Annotated in this window: 15 protein-coding genes; 6 read left to right on the plus strand and 9 right to left on the minus strand. The window is 64.0% G+C overall.

The window, feature by feature from the left end:
- Positions 1-72: 72 nt before the first annotated feature.
- From HAQ05_RS11790 to HAQ05_RS11815, 6 genes are all read left to right on the plus strand, one after another.
- Positions 73-1,524 carry an FAD-dependent oxidoreductase gene (locus HAQ05_RS11790; RefSeq protein WP_190420718.1) on the plus strand — a complete coding sequence of 484 codons (1,452 nt, stop codon included), beginning with the start codon at positions 73-75 and terminating at the stop codon, positions 1,522-1,524.
- Positions 1,521-2,426: a TauD/TfdA dioxygenase family protein gene (locus tag HAQ05_RS11795; RefSeq protein ID WP_190420720.1), complete on the plus strand. Its 906-nt coding sequence runs from the start codon at positions 1,521-1,523 to the stop codon at positions 2,424-2,426. The genes HAQ05_RS11790 and HAQ05_RS11795 overlap by 4 nt, the downstream gene beginning before the upstream one ends.
- Positions 2,423-3,643, plus strand: a complete 1,221-nt coding sequence (locus HAQ05_RS11800; protein ID WP_190420722.1) for an acyl-CoA dehydrogenase family protein — start codon at positions 2,423-2,425, stop codon at positions 3,641-3,643. Before HAQ05_RS11795 ends, HAQ05_RS11800 begins: the two co-directional genes overlap by 4 nt.
- A 1-nt stretch (position 3,644) precedes the next feature.
- Positions 3,645-4,424, plus strand: coding sequence for a class II aldolase/adducin family protein (locus tag HAQ05_RS11805; RefSeq protein WP_190420724.1), 780 nt, complete (start codon positions 3,645-3,647; stop codon positions 4,422-4,424).
- Positions 4,414-5,349, plus strand: coding sequence for an NAD(P)-dependent oxidoreductase (locus HAQ05_RS11810; protein ID WP_190420726.1), 936 nt, complete (start codon positions 4,414-4,416; stop codon positions 5,347-5,349). The genes HAQ05_RS11805 and HAQ05_RS11810 overlap by 11 nt, the downstream gene beginning before the upstream one ends.
- 166 nt (positions 5,350-5,515) lie before the next feature.
- Positions 5,516-6,862: an OprD family porin gene (locus tag HAQ05_RS11815; RefSeq protein WP_190420727.1), complete on the plus strand. Its 1,347-nt coding sequence runs from the start codon at positions 5,516-5,518 to the stop codon at positions 6,860-6,862.
- Here the strand turns inward: HAQ05_RS11815 and HAQ05_RS11820 are convergent.
- From HAQ05_RS11820 to HAQ05_RS11860, 9 genes are all read right to left on the minus strand, one after another.
- Positions 6,859-7,995: an alpha-hydroxy acid oxidase gene (locus HAQ05_RS11820; RefSeq protein ID WP_190420729.1), complete on the minus strand. Its 1,137-nt coding sequence runs from the start codon at positions 7,993-7,995 to the stop codon at positions 6,859-6,861. The two genes, HAQ05_RS11815 and HAQ05_RS11820, sit on opposite strands and share 4 nt — an antisense overlap.
- 299 nt (positions 7,996-8,294) lie before the next feature.
- Complete coding sequence (locus tag HAQ05_RS11825; protein ID WP_190420732.1) at positions 8,295-9,956, minus strand: rhodanese-like domain-containing protein; 1,662 nt, start codon at positions 9,954-9,956, stop codon at positions 8,295-8,297.
- A 208-nt stretch (positions 9,957-10,164) separates the two neighbouring features.
- On the minus strand, positions 10,165-10,833 hold the full coding sequence (locus HAQ05_RS11830; RefSeq protein WP_190420734.1) for an HAD family hydrolase: 669 nt from the start codon (positions 10,831-10,833) through the stop codon (positions 10,165-10,167).
- A gap of 68 nt (positions 10,834-10,901) precedes the next feature.
- Positions 10,902-12,440, minus strand: a complete 1,539-nt coding sequence (locus HAQ05_RS11835) for a sodium:solute symporter family protein (protein WP_190420736.1) — start codon at positions 12,438-12,440, stop codon at positions 10,902-10,904.
- On the minus strand, positions 12,437-12,682 hold the full coding sequence (locus HAQ05_RS11840) for a hypothetical protein (RefSeq protein ID WP_190420739.1): 246 nt from the start codon (positions 12,680-12,682) through the stop codon (positions 12,437-12,439). The genes HAQ05_RS11835 and HAQ05_RS11840 overlap by 4 nt, the downstream gene beginning before the upstream one ends.
- Before the next feature lie 236 nt (positions 12,683-12,918).
- Positions 12,919-13,854, minus strand: coding sequence for a choline kinase family protein (locus HAQ05_RS11845; protein WP_190420741.1), 936 nt, complete (start codon positions 13,852-13,854; stop codon positions 12,919-12,921).
- Positions 13,855-13,859: 5 nt separating this feature from the next.
- Positions 13,860-14,801 (minus strand): aminoglycoside phosphotransferase family protein, encoded by a 942-nt coding sequence (locus tag HAQ05_RS11850; protein ID WP_190420743.1) that lies wholly within the window; start codon positions 14,799-14,801, stop codon positions 13,860-13,862.
- A complete protein-coding gene (locus HAQ05_RS11855; protein ID WP_190420745.1) occupies positions 14,798-16,093 on the minus strand; it encodes a Zn-dependent hydrolase in 1,296 nt (431 codons plus the stop codon). Before HAQ05_RS11855 ends, HAQ05_RS11850 begins: the two co-directional genes overlap by 4 nt.
- The gene (locus tag HAQ05_RS11860) at positions 16,071-16,829 is read right to left on the minus strand and encodes a DeoR/GlpR family DNA-binding transcription regulator (RefSeq protein ID WP_190420747.1); all 759 of its coding nucleotides are present in this window, start codon (positions 16,827-16,829) and stop codon (positions 16,071-16,073) included. The genes HAQ05_RS11855 and HAQ05_RS11860 overlap by 23 nt, the downstream gene beginning before the upstream one ends.
- Positions 16,830-17,014 lie beyond the last annotated feature (185 nt).

The raw sequence follows: 17,014 nt of genomic DNA on the forward strand, positions 1-17,014 counted from the left end.
AACGCTGAATAACACCGCCAGCCTGCCACGGGCGGCAGGCGATTTCTCGATGATGACTTTGACGGCACGCCAATGAACACTCTGGATCTTCTGCAACAACGCGTCGCCGACGACTTGCGCCTGTTGGGCCAGCCGCCGGAAAACTGGGTTCCCGACCCGATGGGCACCGACCATGATGTGGTCGTGGTCGGGGGTGGGCAGAGCGGGGTGGCTGCTGCCTTCGCACTGGCCCGTGCAGGTGTGACCCGCACCAGCGTGATTGAAAGCCGCCCGGCCGCGGCCACGGGCAGCTGGCGCGCTAAGGCGCGGATGCTCAACTTGCGCACCGCGAAAAGTAATGCCGGCCCAGACCTCGACATTCCTTCGTTGACCTTCCGCGCATGGTACGAAGCGCAACACGGGCGAGCGGCGTACGACGAGTTGCCGCGGATTCCTACCGCCGAATGGGCGAGCTATCTAGAGTGGCTGCGCGAGCAGGCCGGGATCGCGGTGCGTTTCGGCGTCGAGTTGCTGCGCATCGAGCCCGACGCCGGAGTGTTGCGCCTGCATTTGCGCCGGGGCGAGGCGCGCTTCACCGAGACGACGCGCAAGGTGGTGCTGGCCACGGGGATTGTCGGCAGCGGCGAGCCCTTTATTCCACAGCCGGTGACCGAGGCGTTGCCGCCGACACATTATGCGCACACGGATACGCCGATCGATTTCGCCGCCCTGGCCGGGCGCACTGTCGCCGTGCTGGGCGCGGGCTCGGCGGCGTTCGACGCGGCCGCTACGGCGCTGGAAGCAGGCGCAGCTGAGGTTCATCTGTATTGCCGCCACCCGCGCTTGGCGGCCGCGTCGAACATGGGCACGCTGAAGTACATGGCCGCCCAAGAGAATTTCGCCAACCTGGCCGACCCCTTGCGCTGGAAACTCGCCTGGCATTTTCGCGAGCGCTCCCCAGGCCCTACCCCGGAGGTGGTGGCGCGGGCAACGCGCTTCGACAACTTCACGCTGCATCTGGGCGCGGCGGGCTTATCCGTCGGCCTTGACGGCGGGCAGGTGCGGTTGCTCAGCCGGGGCCATGAGCTGCGCGCGGATTACCTGATCGCCGGCACTGGCTACACCTGCGATTTGGCCCGCCGCCCGGAGCTGGCCGCGGTGGCGGCAGACATCGCGCTGTGGCGCGACCGCTACGCGATCCCGGAAGCCGAACGGCAACGGCCGAACGCCACCTACCCTTACCTGGGGCCAGGTTACCAATTTCAGCAGCGTGAGCCCGGCAAGGCGCCGTGGGTGGAAAACATCTACTGCTTCAACTTCGCCGCCATCACCAGCTTCGGTCGCCACGTCGGCGATGTCGGCAGCATCCGCTATGGCATCCCACGGCTGGTCAGCCACTTGGTCAAAGACTTGTTCCTGGCCGACCTCGACCACCACGTCGCGCGGCTGTTCGCCGAGGTGCCGGATGAACTGCAGTACGCGCAATACGCCCATGCGGTGCATACACCCGCCTCGCCGGCAACCCTCCAAGGAGACCTCTCATGACCCTGCTCGCCGTTGCGCCCCCCCTCGATGCCCGCCCGCTGACCGTGCGCACCGGCGCAGAAATTCATGGCGTACGCCTGGCTGGTGATTTGCCAGACAGCACCGTCGCGGCCATTCGCCAGGCCCTGCTAAAACACAAAGTGATCTTTTTTCGCGGGCAAGGGCACTTGGACGAAGCGGCCCATGAGGCATTCGCCCGTCGCCTGGGGCCGCTGCAGCCCCATCCGGCACGGGCAGCGGTGCAAGGCACCCAGGCAACCTTGAACCTGGACAGCCGCGATACACGCTCCAGTACGTGGCATGCCGACTTGACGTTTCTCAACGCGTTTCCAGCGTTGTCGGTGTTGCGCGGCGTGGAAATCCCTGCACTGGGCGGCGATACGCTGTGGGCTAACACCGCGTCGGCCTATGAGCACCTGCCGGGGCCGTTCAAGGCATTCGTCGATTCGCTTTGGGCGGTGCATAGCAACGTTTACGACAGCAGCGCGTTGATACCCGCCGGTTCCACCACGGCCGCGGAGTTTCACGCCCAGTTGTCGAAAAAGCGCGTGATCGAAACCGAGCATCCGGTGGTGCATGTGCACCCTGAAACCGGCGAGCGTTCATTGCTGCTTGGCCATTTCGTCAAACGCCTGGTGGGTTTCAACAGCCCAGACTCCGCGCGCTTGCTGGCCATCCTCCAGGACCATGCAGTGGCTCATGAAAATATCGTGCGCTGGCGCTGGCAGCCGGGTGACGTGGCCATCTGGGACAACCGCGCCACGCTGCACAAAGCCGTCGACGATTACAACGACGCCCCGCGCATCGTGCGCCGCGTAACGGTGAGCGGCACGTTTGCCACGGCCGTTGACGGCGCGACCAGTGTGACCCGGCAATCGGCCGACAGCGCGGGGGTGGCATGAATTTTTCGCTGAGCGCCGAACAGGCGCGGGTGCGCGAACTCGCCCGCGACCTGGCGCGCGAAGCGTTCGCGGCGCGCGCCAAGCATTATGATACGCACGCGCAAGTGCCGCTTGAAAACCTCGCGGACCTGCGCAGCCACGGCCTACTGGGGTTGGTCATTGGCCGCGACGTGGGCGGTGCCGGCGGAGGTATCCAGGGCGAAGACCCGTTGGCCTACTTGTTGGCCCTAGAGCAGATTGCCCAGGTGTGCTTGGCCACCAGCCACTGCCTGCAGGTGCACTGCCATGCCGCGCACTATATCGACCAAGCCGGTAGCCGTGAGCAGCGAGAGCGTATCCTCGGTGACGTGATCACCAACGGCGCGCTAATGACCACGCTGGGCAGCGAGCCTGGGCGCACCGCGCGCGGCGCGCGCAATCAGACCACGGCGCAGCCGCGCCAGGGCGGATGGCAACTGGACGGGGTCAAGAATTACGCGACATTGGCCAGCGCATCGACGTACCTGCTAGTGCTGGCCGACTGCGAAACCGACGGCCGCGTGGCGGCGCCGGATGGCCAGATATTTCAGCACGGCGAGCGGGTAGCCCTGGCCGTCACCGTGCGCACGCCCGGGGTGAATGTGCTCGAAGGTTCTTGGGACCCGCTCGGTATGCGCGCTGCCGTCAGCCCGACGGTTAGCTTCGACGGCTGCGCGGTAAGCTGGGCGAACACCATCGGCGGCTCCAATACGCACTTCAGTGGGCACTGGTCGGTTAAAGCCGACCTGGGCTTCGCTGCCCAGTACGTCGGCGCCAGCGAAGGCATCCTCCAGCGCGCGCTGGCGGCGGTCAATCGCCGTGGCACCGCCGGTGATGCCCATGTGCAACGCCACCTGGGGCGTTTGCGCTTTGCGATTGACGGTGCCCGTGGCCTGCTTTATCGGGCGGCATGGTTATGGGCGCAGGGCGAAGAGGGCATTGCCGCCCAGGCATCGCTGGGGGCCAAGCATCAGGCCCTCGTGGCTGCCCAGCAGTTGTTGGAGGGGGTGGTTCAAATCGTCGGCCCCAGCCACTTTGCCGCAACGTCGGTGCTGGCGCGCCAGTACCGCGACCTGCGCTTTTTGAGCATGCGCGAACACCTGGACCGCACGGCCGCGCAGGTCGGCGCCGAGCTGCTGCAAGGGCGCGCGCCGCTGGCCAGCGAAGCCACACTCAAAGCCCTCGAGCACGGAGCCTGAAATGAGCACAGTTAACCTATCGCCACCCGCGCCAGCAGGCATGCCCGAGCAGGAGTGGTTGGCCCGGCTGGACCTTGCGGCAGCGTACCGCTTGGGCGCGAAAATGGGCTGGAGCGACTTGCTGGGCACACACTTTTCGGTGCGCGTACCCGGTACCCGTGACGACTATTTGATCAACCCCTATGGGTTGTTTTTCGAGGAGATCACCGCCTCATCGCTGATCCGCATCAACACTCGCGGCGACGTCACTGGCCAGCAGGAATACGGTGTAAACCGCGCGGCCGACGTTATCCACGGGGGGTTATACGCAGCGCACCCGCAGGCACAGGCCGCCATCCACCTGCATTCCGTGGCCGGTACCGGGGTCGCCAGCCAGAACGGTGGTTTGCTGCCCGTGTCGCAGAGTGCATTGATGATCATGAGCCGGGTGCGCTACTACGATTACACCGGGGCAAAGCTGGACCGGGAAGAATGCGCGCGCATGGCCGTTACACTCGGCGACGGGCAGATATTGATGTTGCGTAACCACGGCACGTTGACCGTTGGCGCGAGCCTGGGCGAAGCCTTTGCCTTGATGATGCGCCTGGAACGCGCGTGCGCGATCCAATTGGCCGCGCAGGCCGGTGGCCAGGTGCACGCCATTGAGCAACGGTTCATTGACGAGAGCATTCGCTTCGGCAGCACGATCTATTCCGAACAGAGCTGGTCGCCCCACGCCCGGGTCGAATGGGCAGCGCTGCGGCGCAAGATCGATCGGGAGGACCCGGGCTATGCCGCCTGAACGCCTTGAGGCGCTGGTGCTGATCGAATTGCCCGGGCACCTGCAGGAACGGTTGCTGAGCCACATGGCCGCTCGCTTCGAGCCTTCGGCCGAGCCGTTGCGCCCCACGGCGCAAAACGCCACGGTACAAGTGCTCTTGAGCAACGGTGCACGGGGGGCCAGCGCGGCGGATATCGATGCCCTGCCGGCCCTGGCGTTGATTTGCAGCATTGGCGCCGGTTACGAACATATCGACGTGGGCTACGCCCACAGCAAAGGCATTGCCGTGACCCACGGCGCCGGCGCCAATGCCGAGATTGTCGCTGACCATGCGATGGCGTTGTTACTGGCCGTGGTACGCAGCATTCCACGCATGGACCGAGCGGCGCGCGCCGGGGCCGACCTGCGCACGTTGCCAGTCGATCCGGGGCTGCATCGCAAGCGCCTCGGCCTGCTCGGCGGCGGCCATGTCGCGGCGGCGGTGGCCAGGCGTGCCGCGGGGTTCGACATGGCGCTGGGTTACCACGCGCGGCATGACCGCGGGCAGTTGCCGTATCGGTATTTCGCCACGCCCTTGATGTTGGCCGCGTGGTGCGACGTGTTGCTGGTGGCGGTACCCGGCGGCATCGAAACGCTGCACATGGTTAACCTGGAGGTGCTGCGCGCGCTGGGGCCAGCGGGTTATCTGGTCAATGTCGGCCGTGGCAGTGTGGTCGACAGCCAAGCGCTGGCGGACGCACTTCGATTACAGCTTATCGCCGGCGCGGCATTGGATGTCTATGAAGGCGAACCGCGAGCGCCGGCAGCATTGTGCGGTTTTCACAACGTGGTGTTCACGCCACATATTGGCGGCCGCTCGGAGCAGGCGGCCCTGGCACAAGTAAAGTTGTTTCTGGATAACGCTCAAAGGCTAAAGGACCGCCGCGATTTTATTAACCGGTTGTGATGTAACGCACTCGTTACGCCTTGACTATTTATATCTTTCGCCAGCGGACCACCGCAACGAGCCCTCATGGGGGTTCTGCTGAAGGTATTGCCCATTGCAATGCCATTGCCGGCAGCCCTTGTATTGATATAGGCATGTTGCGCGTGCCTGCATAGGAGTATCTAGCATGTACAAGAAGTCCCTGGCCTGGGTCATTGCCTTGGGCACGGCTGCGCCGCACGTGAGTGCCGCAGGTTTTATCGAGGACAGTAAGGCCTATTTAAGCCTTCGTAATAATTACTTCACCACGGATAATCGCGAAAGCCGCGGGAAAGTCGGCAATACGGCGTACAGCGGGCAAAATAGAGAATGGGGGCAGGCCTTTCAAATCAATTATGTGTCTGGCTTTACCCAAGGCACGGTCGGCGTTGGTCTCGACGCGCTCGGTTCCTTGGGGGTGCGCCTCGATGGTGGCGGCCGCGCGGGTAAAACCGGGGTGACACGCACGCCTGGCCAACTGTTTCCGCTGGAATCCGACAACAGCGCGGTCGAGGATTACAGCCGCTTGGGCCTCACGGGCAAGTTGCGCTATGCCAAGAGCGAGTTGCGCGTCGGCACCCTGCAGACCAAGCTTCCCGTGCTGCTTTCCAATGACGGTCGGCTGCTGCCGCAAACCTACCAGGGTTACCAACTGACCTCCAAAGACATCGATAATCTCACGCTGGTCGGCGGCTTGATCGAGCACGCGGTCGGCCGCGCCTCCACCAACGAAACCGGCTTGGCGGTGAACGGCGGTACTCGGCAGAGCAACAAGTTTACGTACGCGGGGGGCGATTGGGCGGTCAACAAGGGGCTTATGCTGCAGTATTACTACGGCAAGCTCGAAGACTATTACACCCAGCATTTCGTAGGCTTGACGCACACATTGCCGATCAGCGGCGAACAATCGCTGAAAACCGACCTGCGCTATTTCCGTACCGCCGCTGACGGTGCCAATGCCACGTCGTCGGGCCGGGAGGAGGGCTATACCAGTACCGGCTATGCCTCTACTACCGGCAAAATAGACAACCGCGTGTGGAGCGCCGCGTTCACTTACAGCCTAGGCGCCCATTCGCTGATGTTGGGCCACCAGCGCCTGTCTGGCGGTAGTGGGTTCTTCCAAGTAGCCCAGAACTCCTTGCCGAACGAGGGCGCTGGCCCCGGTAGCTATTATTTGCTCACCGACCGGCAGATCAGCAGCTTCATCCGCGCCGACGAACACACTACCTTCGGCCAATACACCTATGACTTCGCCGCCCTCGGCGCGCCAGGGTTGAAGGTTGGGATGATTTACCTTAAGGGTGATCACATCGCCACGGCCAGCGGCGGCGCGCAGAAAGAGTGGGAGCGCGATATTAGCCTGGACTACGTGATTCAGAGCGGCCCGTTGAAAAACCTCGGCTTCGCCATCCGCCACGGTTCACTGCGCAGCGAAGCCGCCAACGACCTCGATCAAACTCGGTTGATCATGAACTACAGCGTGGCATTGTTTTAAAGGGCGCCGCCTGGGCGTGCCGCTACCGTGGCCGTATGCAACTGCGCCGCGCCGATCTCGGCGATGTTGCATACGCCGGCATAGGCCATGCAGCGGTCAAGTTCCTGGCGCAGCAAGGCGAGGGCGCGCAATGCACCGGCTTGGCCGCCTGCGCCCAGCCCATACAAAGGCGCCCGGCCAACCATGACCGCGCTGGCGCCCAATGCCAGCGCCTTGAAAACGTCGCTGCCGCGCATTACGCCGCTGTCCAGCAGGATCGGCAGGCGGCCCTCGACACTGGCCGCGACCGTTGCCAGTAGCTCCAGCGGTGACGCCGCGCTGTCCAGGTTCCGCCCGCCGTGGTTCGACAGCACCAGCCCGTCGATTCCGGCCTGCACCGCTAGTCGTGCATCCTCGGCACTGCCGATGCCCTTCACGATCAGCGGCCCGCGCCAGTATTCGCGGACCCGCTGAATGGCGCTCCAGTCAGCGCGCTCATCCCGTTGAATCGGTTCGAAACGCGGAAAGCCTTCGTGAAGTAGGTAACGGCCGAGTACACCCAGTAGCCAGCGTGGGTGCGTGGCCAGGTCGAATGCATTGCGACGGTTCAGCGTGACGGGCAGGTTGAAGCCGTTGTGCCAGTTGTATTCGCGATTGGGCGCCACGGGGGTGTCTACCGTTACGACCAGGCCATTATAGCCCAGTCGTTGGGCCCGTTCGATCAGCGCTCGATTGGCCAGCGGGTCGGGCGCCAGATACACCTGCAACCACAGCGTGCCGGTGGCTTCTTGGCGCACGATGCCCAGGTCGGTGTTGGACGCCATCGCCACCGTACAGGCGATGCCCGCGGCCGTCGCTGCCCGTGCCAACTGTGCCTCGCCGCGATAACGCAGCAGCCCGGCCGCACCGGTCGGGGCGATCACCAGCGGCATGGCCAGCCGCTGGCCAAACAGTGCTGTTTCAGTGCTACGCGCGGAAACGTCGACCAACACTTGTTGTTTAATTTTCAGTGCATCGAGTACGTACCGATTATGCTGCAACGCAACTTCGTTTTCACTGCCACGGGCGATGAACTCATAGAGGCCTTTTGGCAAGTAACGTTTCGCCCGTTTTCTGAGGTCATTGATATTTTGCGCGGTGTCGACAGATTTCATATATATCGGTGTCCGGGTCAAGCCAGTACGGTGCGTCGGCGATATAAACGCCCCTTGCACGCAAACGATCATTTTATCGTATGGCGGGTAGCTGCTTGATCAAGTAGAAGGCCTTAGCGGAACAGGGCCAAGTGATAGTTGCTGTCCGGAGCCGCCCGTTATACGCCGGACCATGTTTCATTTACGCGAGCATTAGGTTCGACCGTGGCGGGCATGAATAACCCAGTGAACACCTGAAACTGCGCAGGCAGTACTCAACACGATGGGGCCGCCACACAGGTGACGGCCAGCCACTGCCTTCAGGTTTGCGCAGGGGGCGAGGGTGGCCGTACGCCGCGGATGAGTATGGCCTGGAGCGGGTCACGGGCCAGTTGCTCAAGCAGGCCGACTTCCCAGGTCAGGTAGGCCTTCACGGCACCGAGCAGGTCGCCAACGGTTTGCTGTGGGGGCGTCCACACGTCGATGAAGTGCGCCACGTCGGCAGGTGCCTGCGCCACGCTGGCCACTAGCGGGAACCCGGCGGCGCGCCATGCTTGGTTACCTCCTGTGAGTACCTGCACACGGGACGCCAGCGCCGGTTGCTCAGCCACCAGGTATTGCCCCGCGACATCGGCGAATTGGCCGCTTTCGCAGGTTAGAACGATGCGCCCCGGGCCCTGCGCCAACAGCTGTTGCAATTCACTGCGCAGCGCCCAGCGGCTATCGGCGATGTGACCTTGGCGGTACGCCGGGCTGAGCGCCAGGTCTACCACCTGGACCGGCGTGGAGGGGGCGTTGTGCTGCAGCGCCTCGGCCAGTTCGGCGGCACTGACGTGTTCGACCGTAGCGCGTTTGATCGGCCGCACAGGTACTTGCTGCGGGCCTTGCGCGGTCGCGTCGGGCACCTCGGGCTGGGCCATCAGCGCCACCTCGAAGCTGCCCAGTTGTTCGAGCCAGTAGGCTGTTTGCCGGGCGCGCACCAAAGCGCCGTCGTCGATCAGCACGATGCGTGCATTCCATACGGGCGCATGCACGTCGATGGCCTGCAGGAGCTGCCCGCCCGAGACGTGGCGCGCCAGCGGGTGGTGGCCGGCAGCATAGGCATCGGCTTCGCGCAAATCGAACACATACAGGCTGCGCTGGCCATCGCCCAGCAGCGCACTGAACGCCGAAGTGGTCAAGGGCGGGCTATTGACCAGGTGTTCGGTGGCGCTTTGTGCCCAATCCAATGCTGCCTCGCTGGCAGGCGAGTGGGCGCGGTTGGCACCGTACTCCAGCTCGATGCCGTCCAGGCGTAGGCCGCCGGTGCCGTTGCGCAGCGTCAGCACCGGGTTGGGTACGCCGGCGCTGATCAACGATTGTGCGCCAATGATGCTGCGGGTGCGGCCGCCGCAACTGACCACCAGCGTGGTGGATGGGGCAGGGGCAATGTCGCGAACGCTGCGCACCAGTTCGGCACCGGGCACCGATAGGGCGCCCGGTACGGTGCTGTAGTGGTATTCGGCGAAGGGCCGGCTGTCCAGCACCAGGATGTCGTCGCCGCCCGCCTGGCGGGCGAATAACTCGGTGGCGGTAATCCCCGGGGTGGCGAACGCGTGTTCGACGTGTTCGGCAAAAGCCTTGCTGCGCACGTTGAAACCGCTATAAAGCGGCAAACCGTCGGCCTGCCAACGCTCGATGCCACCGTCGAGCACCGCGAGGTCTTGGTAGCCCAGCGCGTGCAGGCGCTCTACGGCCTGCGCGGCGAGCTCGCCATGCCGGTCGACGATCACGATGGGCGTGTGCAAGCGCGGCAGCGCCGTGGCCACGCTGAGCTCCAGGCGCTGCAGCGGCAGGTTGGTCGATAACAGAATCAGACCCTCGGCATAGGCTTTCTGTTCGCGCACATCGATCACAGCGATTTCGCCATCCCCCTTACTGGCGGCGCGGACGTGTTCGACCAGGGTCGAGCTGTCGATTGATCTAAACAAAGATCCGTACATAAAACCTGCCTGACGCTTAATGAATGATCACCAACCCACTGAAAATAAACACCAAGTTGGCCTATTTCAGGCAAGAGTACGTTTGCTTTAACTGGTTTGTCCAAGGCCGAACAGGCATAAGAGACGACAAAAAAGTTTGTACTAAACAAATATTGAGCGAATGATCGCCTGGGCGGGATTGTTCATTACGGCCGCTGGCAACCCGCTTCTATGCCGGTAAGCCCACCCGCCAATCCAGCACCGCCCAGCCGGCCGCCTGCGCGTGCGCTAACAAGGCAGGGTCGGGGTTGACGGCGAACGGGCGGGCGACGCGCTCGAGCAGAGGCAGGTCATTGCGCGAATCGGAATAGAAACTGGCGCCGGCCAGGGTGTCGCCCTGCTGTTCGAGCCAATCGATCAGGCGAATGACCTTACCCTCCCGGTACGTGAGCACACCGGCGGTACGACCAGTGTAACGGCCGCCAATCACTTCCAGGTCGATGGCCAGCACGTCTTCGATGCCCAGGCGTGCGGCGATGGGTTTGACCAAGAATACCGCGGAAGCCGAAATCACCAGCAGGCGGTCGCCGGCCGCGCGGTGCGCATTCACGGTGTGGCGGGCGTCGGGGTAGACGCGCGGCGCTATGACCTCGTCGAGGTAGCATGCAACCTTCTGGGCGACGTCTGCTGGCGTGCGGCCCACCAACGGCTGGAGGCTGAAGGCCATATACGCTTCCATCGCCAGTTTTCCTTCGCTGTAAAGCGCCATAAGTTCCTGGTCACGGCGCAGGAAGGTATCGGCGTCGACCCAGCCAATGCGCGCCATGTAGGCGCTCCAAAGGCTGGCACAGTCGCCGTGGATAAGCGTTTCGTCAAGGTCGAACAGGGCCAGTGCCATAAGGGGTTCCAAGCCAAGGTAATGAACGAAAAAGGCCGCCCAGGCAGCGGCGGCCTTTGAACGGTAGGTCAGCCCAACACAGGCGTAGTGCCACCCTTGGTGGTCAGGTGCTGTGGCGCGGCGCTGTCGAACAGCTCGGCGACGCGGCGGTTTTCCGCCTCGCTGGGCTTGAGCACCAATGCGCAGGCAACGAACACCAACGCGTTGACCGCCACCCCGACGATGCCGCTGGTCAGCGAGCCCAATGCAGGGATGTCGTCTGGGTAGAGGGTGGTGAGCACGATAGCGATCACGATGCCGGCGAGCATGCCGAGAATCGCCCCTTGTTTGTTACCCCAGCGGGTGAAGAGGCCGAAAAACAGCGGCACGGCCAACTGGATGATGCCCTGGTAGGAAATCTGTGCCAGCAGTTGCAGGCGCGAGTAGTTGAAGGTGAGGTAAGCGACGATGGCGGCGGCGACGATGAATACGATCATGCCGCCCTTGGCCAGGGCCGTGAGTTGGCGGTCGGTGCGCGGCTTGGTCCAAGTGGCCAGGTCGTTGGCGAACTGCACCCCGCACACCTGTACACAACCGTCTACGTGGCCGATGCTCGCGGCCAGCACAATGGCGATGGCCACGGCCAACAGCCAGGGGCCGCCGATGTCGAACAGCGAGAGGAACCAGCCCTGTTGTGGGTGGGCCGCCACGTTCGGGTACTGGCTTATGGCGGCGGCGAATAGCATGAGGATGCCGTAGAAGCCGCCTACCAGCAGGATGGTATAGACCGTGCCCTTTTTCACCGAGCGCACGCCGCTGGCGGTGTAGATACGCTGGAAGCTCATCGGCCAGCACATAGAGCCGATGACCCCGGTGAAGATCAGGCTGAACATGTACCAGGCGCCGTAGCCGGTGCCGGTGTCGCCGGGGATCAGCAACATCTTGGCCGGCAATGCCGCCAGGTGGGAGAATGACGCCCCTTCGCTGCCACCGAGCAAGAAAATACACAGCGCGGCGGCCAGCACGTACGCGATCAGGCCTTGGTACATGTCGGTCATGATCAACCCGCGCATGCCCATGCTCACCGTCCAGTATTGGCGGATAAGCACCACCAACACGCCGGCGCTCAAGCAGGCGGTCACGCCCCAACCTCCGTAGCTTGCGAACTGGAACAGCATCGCCAAGGCCTGGATGCCCATCACCACCCAGGGGAACACCGAGATGATGCCGATGATCGAGGCCAGGCGTTTCACCGCCGGGCTATTGAAGCGCATACCCAGCAGGTCGGGCTGGGTAGTGAGGTTGAAGCGCTTGCCCCAACTCCAGGCCCGGTTAGCCATCAGGTACATGGCGGTCACGCCGAGGGTGGAGTAAACCATCCCGTAGAAGCCCAGCGCGCCGCCCACCGAGAGCGAGAAGAATGCGGTGAACGTCGCCCCCGGCCACCAGGAGTTGGTGTAGCACATGGCGATGTACCAGGGCCCATAGGAGCGACCGCCGACGGCATAGTCGGCGAAATCGTGGCTTTGCTTGTTGGTGGTGTAGAGCACGGCGATCATCCCGGCCAGGAACAGGCCGATCACGCCAAAACTGATGAGGGAGTCAAAGGTGCTGCCGGTCGGGATCATGGTTGGGCCTGCTCGGGGATTTCCCCACGGGTGGATTCGACGAGGTACAGCGCCCAGACGCCGAGGCCGAGCAATACAGCAATGAGAATCCAGTAGAACATCGGCAGCGGAATGCCCAGTACCAGCGCGGTACTGCCGCTGACGCTGAGGTAGAACGGTGGGAAGATCGCCATCATCAGCAAGGCGAAGAAATACACGCCGAAAACGATGGTTTTGACCGGGGAGCGGCTGTGCGGGGTCATAAGCTCACCTCCGCGACACGGCCGGGGCGCGGCGCTAGCGAGGTGTGGCTACGCAGGTAATAGGGACTTTTCACGAGCATGGGCTCCTGTGGCGTGCTGCCGGTTGATCCAAAGTGGTGTGAGTCGAGGCAGTCGTAAGGCGGCGCCCAGGCGCGTGGTGCTTTCGCGCCACCGCGTCGTTGCCGGCGTTTTTTGTCGTTGTAGAGCCACCCTCTGCGGGGCGGCTTAAGGAACCATCACAGGTGTTTCAGCCAAGCCTCCCAGCGTGGGTCGTGGATCACGCTACGGGCACGCATATGCTTGAGCGCGCCGTACTTGTAAAAGTCGAAATCGAGCTGCGACACTGCATGCTGAACCATCGCCCACGTCGACCATTTGAGGTCGGCCAGTGCCTTGTTCACGTACACCCGCGCTAGGGTCTGCGCGGTGACCGTGCCGAAGTAGTCCTCCAGCAAGGCCAGTTCCATGGCCGGGTCAAAGAACATCTCGCCGAACCACAACGCCAGCTCGTAGTGCCGGTCGTTGTTGGAGGCATACTCGAAGTCGACCAGGCGAATATCACCGCGGTCGTTGAGCATGAAGTTGCCGGCGAGGGTGTCGTTCATGCAGGGCGCCAAGTCGATGCCAGACGCCTCCAGGGCCTGCCGCGCACGGCGGTACTGGCGGTCGAGCCAGGCGTGGTCGTCTGGCCACAGGCCGCCCAGTTCGCGTACCTGCCGCTGGTGTTCTTCGATCATGTCAAAGGCGGTCTTGGTCTGGACCAACAGCGGTTGATCATTGAAGGCCTTCAGCCCGCGCAGCGCCCTGTGGCATAGGTCAGGGTCGAGGAAGTCGCGGTTCGACGACGGCCGCCAGCCTTCCATGAATTCGAACACCTCGACCCCATGCGCCTCCAGGAAGGCCACGACCGGGGCACCGTAGCCTGTGCTGGCCGCTTTCACACTGGCATCATGGGCGGTGTGCCGGTCGATGAACATGTCGGTACCCTGGCCCGGCACTTTCACAAAATACGCGGTGGGGGCCCCTTCGACGCTCACCCGCCAGTTGCTGTTGGAAATCCCACCGCTCACCGGCGCATAACCCACCTCGCGGCCCGCCCAAGCGCTATAGCCCTGGATTGCCTGTTCCAGGTGGCGCTCGGCGGCCGTGCTCGCTTCGCCCAGTCGTTTCATGGCGCTCATCCTCTTACCTGGCGCAGCCAGCTTTCAAAACGGGGTTCCTGCACCGTCATCCGGCAGCGCAGCAGGGTCCACTGGCCCACTTTGGAAAATTCCAATGGCCGCGTCGAAGTTTCCCCGGCCCATAGGCCCCAGAGCGTCCAATACCAATCGTCGAGCAACGCGTAGAGGCGGCAGCGGGCGTATTCGGCATCTCCCGCGCTGGCGTTCCAGCGCGCAATACCCGCTCGCCATTGCGGCTCGAAGGGGTACAACTCGTTGAGCACGGTGGCGACGTCGTACCAGGGATCAAAGCAGCCGCCGCGGTCGAAATCCAACAAGCGCAACTCGCCGTCCGCGTTGACCATGACGTTGCTCGCCAAGCCATCGCCGTGCAGCGGGCGCGGCTCGGCAGGTGTGCATTGCAAGGCTGCCCAGGCCAGGTCGGCGCATTCGTCGAGCCACTCATGGTCGCCCGGCAATGCCACCGCCGCGCCTCGGCACAGGGCGCGCAACGTGTCGAGGTCGGCCATCGGCGAGCGCGCGAAAGCCGGCGCGGGGCCGGCATGCACGGCGCGCTTGAGTTGCCACAACCCCGCCAACCGGGCATCGGCTTGCAGCGTATCCAGCCGCGCCCAGTGCCATTGCGTCGCCGGCAGTGCTTCGAGCAAGAGCACGCCATGGGTGGCGTCGGCCAGCGCGACCGCCGGTGTAACCCCCGCCTCGGCGGCGCAGCGTGTGGCCTCTACGCTGTGCGCGAAGTCGATCAGTGGGCGCATGTCATCGTGCAGCACCTTGGCGTAGAAGTGCCCGTCGGCGCTTTCCACGTGGAAGCCCGCCCACTCGCAGGCTAGCCGCAGCGGCGAGGCCACCGCAGGCGTGGCCGGGGAAACGCTCAGCGCATGCAAACCGGCGGCGGCGAGCGCGGTGTGCAGGCGATCGGATTCGGTCGTCAGCGTCATGACGTAGCCCCTCCGAGGTAGCGGCCGGGTTGGCAGCAGGCGCGATAAAGCAGGGCGGTCAGCAGGCGCACGCCACGGTGCAGGTCGGCCGTGGCGGTGAACTCCGCTTCGTTGTGGGAGAGCCCGCCTTGGCTCGGTACGAACAGCAAGCTGGTGGGGTAGCGCCGGCTCAGGCTGATCGCATCGTGGCCGGCGACGGTCACGCTGTCGCCACAGGGCAGCGCCAGTTCGGCGCAAGTCGCATGGGCCAGCTCGCTCAGGCCATGGTGCAAGTGGCTCGGCTCGCGCAATTGCGCATGCTCGATCTCGAAGGTGGTGCCGGTGCGCGCGGCGATGTCGGCCAGCGTGGCGCGGAAGCGCTCGCCGGCAGCGGCGAGTAACGGGGTGGACGGCGAACGGAATTCCACCAGCAAACGCGCCAGCGCCGGCACGACGTTAGGCGAATTCGGTTCGACCTCCAGCCGGCCCACGGAACTGTGCATGTGCAACCCGTGCAGTTCAGCCTCGGCCTTTACCGCAACGATGGCATGGGCCGCCGCCAACAGTGCGTCGCGGCGCACGGCCATAGGCGCCGGCCCGGTGTGGTTCTGTTCGCCGTCGAAGCGGACGCGCCATTTCAAGGCCGCCCAGGTGTGCCGCACGACACCGATGGCCAAGCCTTGGTTTTCCAGTTGCGAGCCCTGCTCGACGTGCAGCTCCAGGTAAGCCGCCACCGGCACGTCGAGCATTGCCTCGCCGCGGTAGCCGATCTGCGCCAACGCATCGCCCAGGGTGATGCCGGCGGCATCGCGGCTGCTACAGGCCTCTGCCACAGATAGGCTGCCCATAAAAGTGCTGCTGCCGATCAGGCTCGGCTGGAAACGCGCGCCTTCCTCGTTGGTCCAGTTCACCACCGCCAGGTTGAAGGCTGGCGTTTCGCCGCGCTCACGCAGCTGCCGCGTTACGCTGGCGACCGCCACCGCACCGGCAAGCACGCCATAAGTACCGTCGAAGCGCCCGGCATTGGGTTGGCTGTCGAGGTGCGAACCGCAGAGCACATAGGGTGCAGAAGGGTTGAAAGTGACCAAACCGAATACGTTTCCCACGGCGTCGACGCGGACCTCAAAACCGCGCTCGCCAAGCCAGGCGCAAAAGGCGTCGCGCATGGCACCGTCTTCAGCCGACGCCGCCAGCCGGTGCAAGCCGCCGTTGGCCGTCGTACCGATGGCCGAGCTGTGTGCGAATAACGCATCGAACGCGGCGAGGTCGGCTTCGGTGGCGGTGATAATGTCAGGGGTGGACAAGCTCGACATGCGCGGCCTCCAGGCAGCGGACGAACTCGGCGGACGGCAGCCGGTTGCTCACCAGCGTGTCCACCGCCGAGAATGGCAGGGTATTAATGAACGTGCGGTGGCCGAATTTGGCGTCGTCGGCCAGGATTACGCTGCGCCGGCAATGGGCCGCGAGCACACGGCGCAGGTGCGCCTCGGCTTCGTCGTAGTCCATCAGGCCAAGTTCAAGGTCCACTGCGCCGATGCCCATAAAGGCGACGTCGTAGTGGAACTGGGCGGCGAACGCCAGGGTGTGCGGGCCAATCAGGGCATTGTCGTTGTGGCGGATGTCGCCGGGCGCCATCAGTACCTGGTTGTCGCTTTGCTGGGTCAGCAACAGGCCGATATCGAGGGAGTTGGTGACCACCCGCAGCCCGCTGAAGCGGGTGAGCTGTTGGGCCAGCGCCAGGGTGGTGGTGCCGGTGTCGAGAAACAGCGCCATGCCTTCGTCCACCAGCTCGGCTGCGCGCGCCGCCAGCCGTGCCTTGGCTTTGGTTTGGATGCGGTGGCGTACCTGCAGCGGCTGCTCCTCGTTCGGCTTGGGCAGTATGGCCCCGCCATGGATGCGCCGGAGCTTACCGGCCTCTTCGAGGTGCTTGAGGTCGCGGCGGATGGTTTCTTCCGACACGTGCATCGACTGCGCCAGGTCCGTGGCTTTGACCCGTTGCTGCAGGTTGATCAGACGCATGATTTCGTCAAGGCGAGGCTGGTTCAGCATGGCGTGGTTATTCCGCTGCGTAAGAAGGCGCCCAGTGTAACGGGCCGGCATGGCCAAGCCACGCCGGCATGCACGCGGCCGAGCGCCTGCCGGGGGTGCTTTCGAAGCGGGGAATACGGTGTGAGCGGCGAGCGCCATGAAACGGCTCCTTTCACGGTTGATACGGTGAAAGGCAGTTTGAAAAG

Source organism: Pseudomonas typographi, from assembly GCF_014694385.1.
Classification (GTDB): domain Bacteria; phylum Pseudomonadota; class Gammaproteobacteria; order Pseudomonadales; family Pseudomonadaceae; genus Aquipseudomonas; species Aquipseudomonas typographi.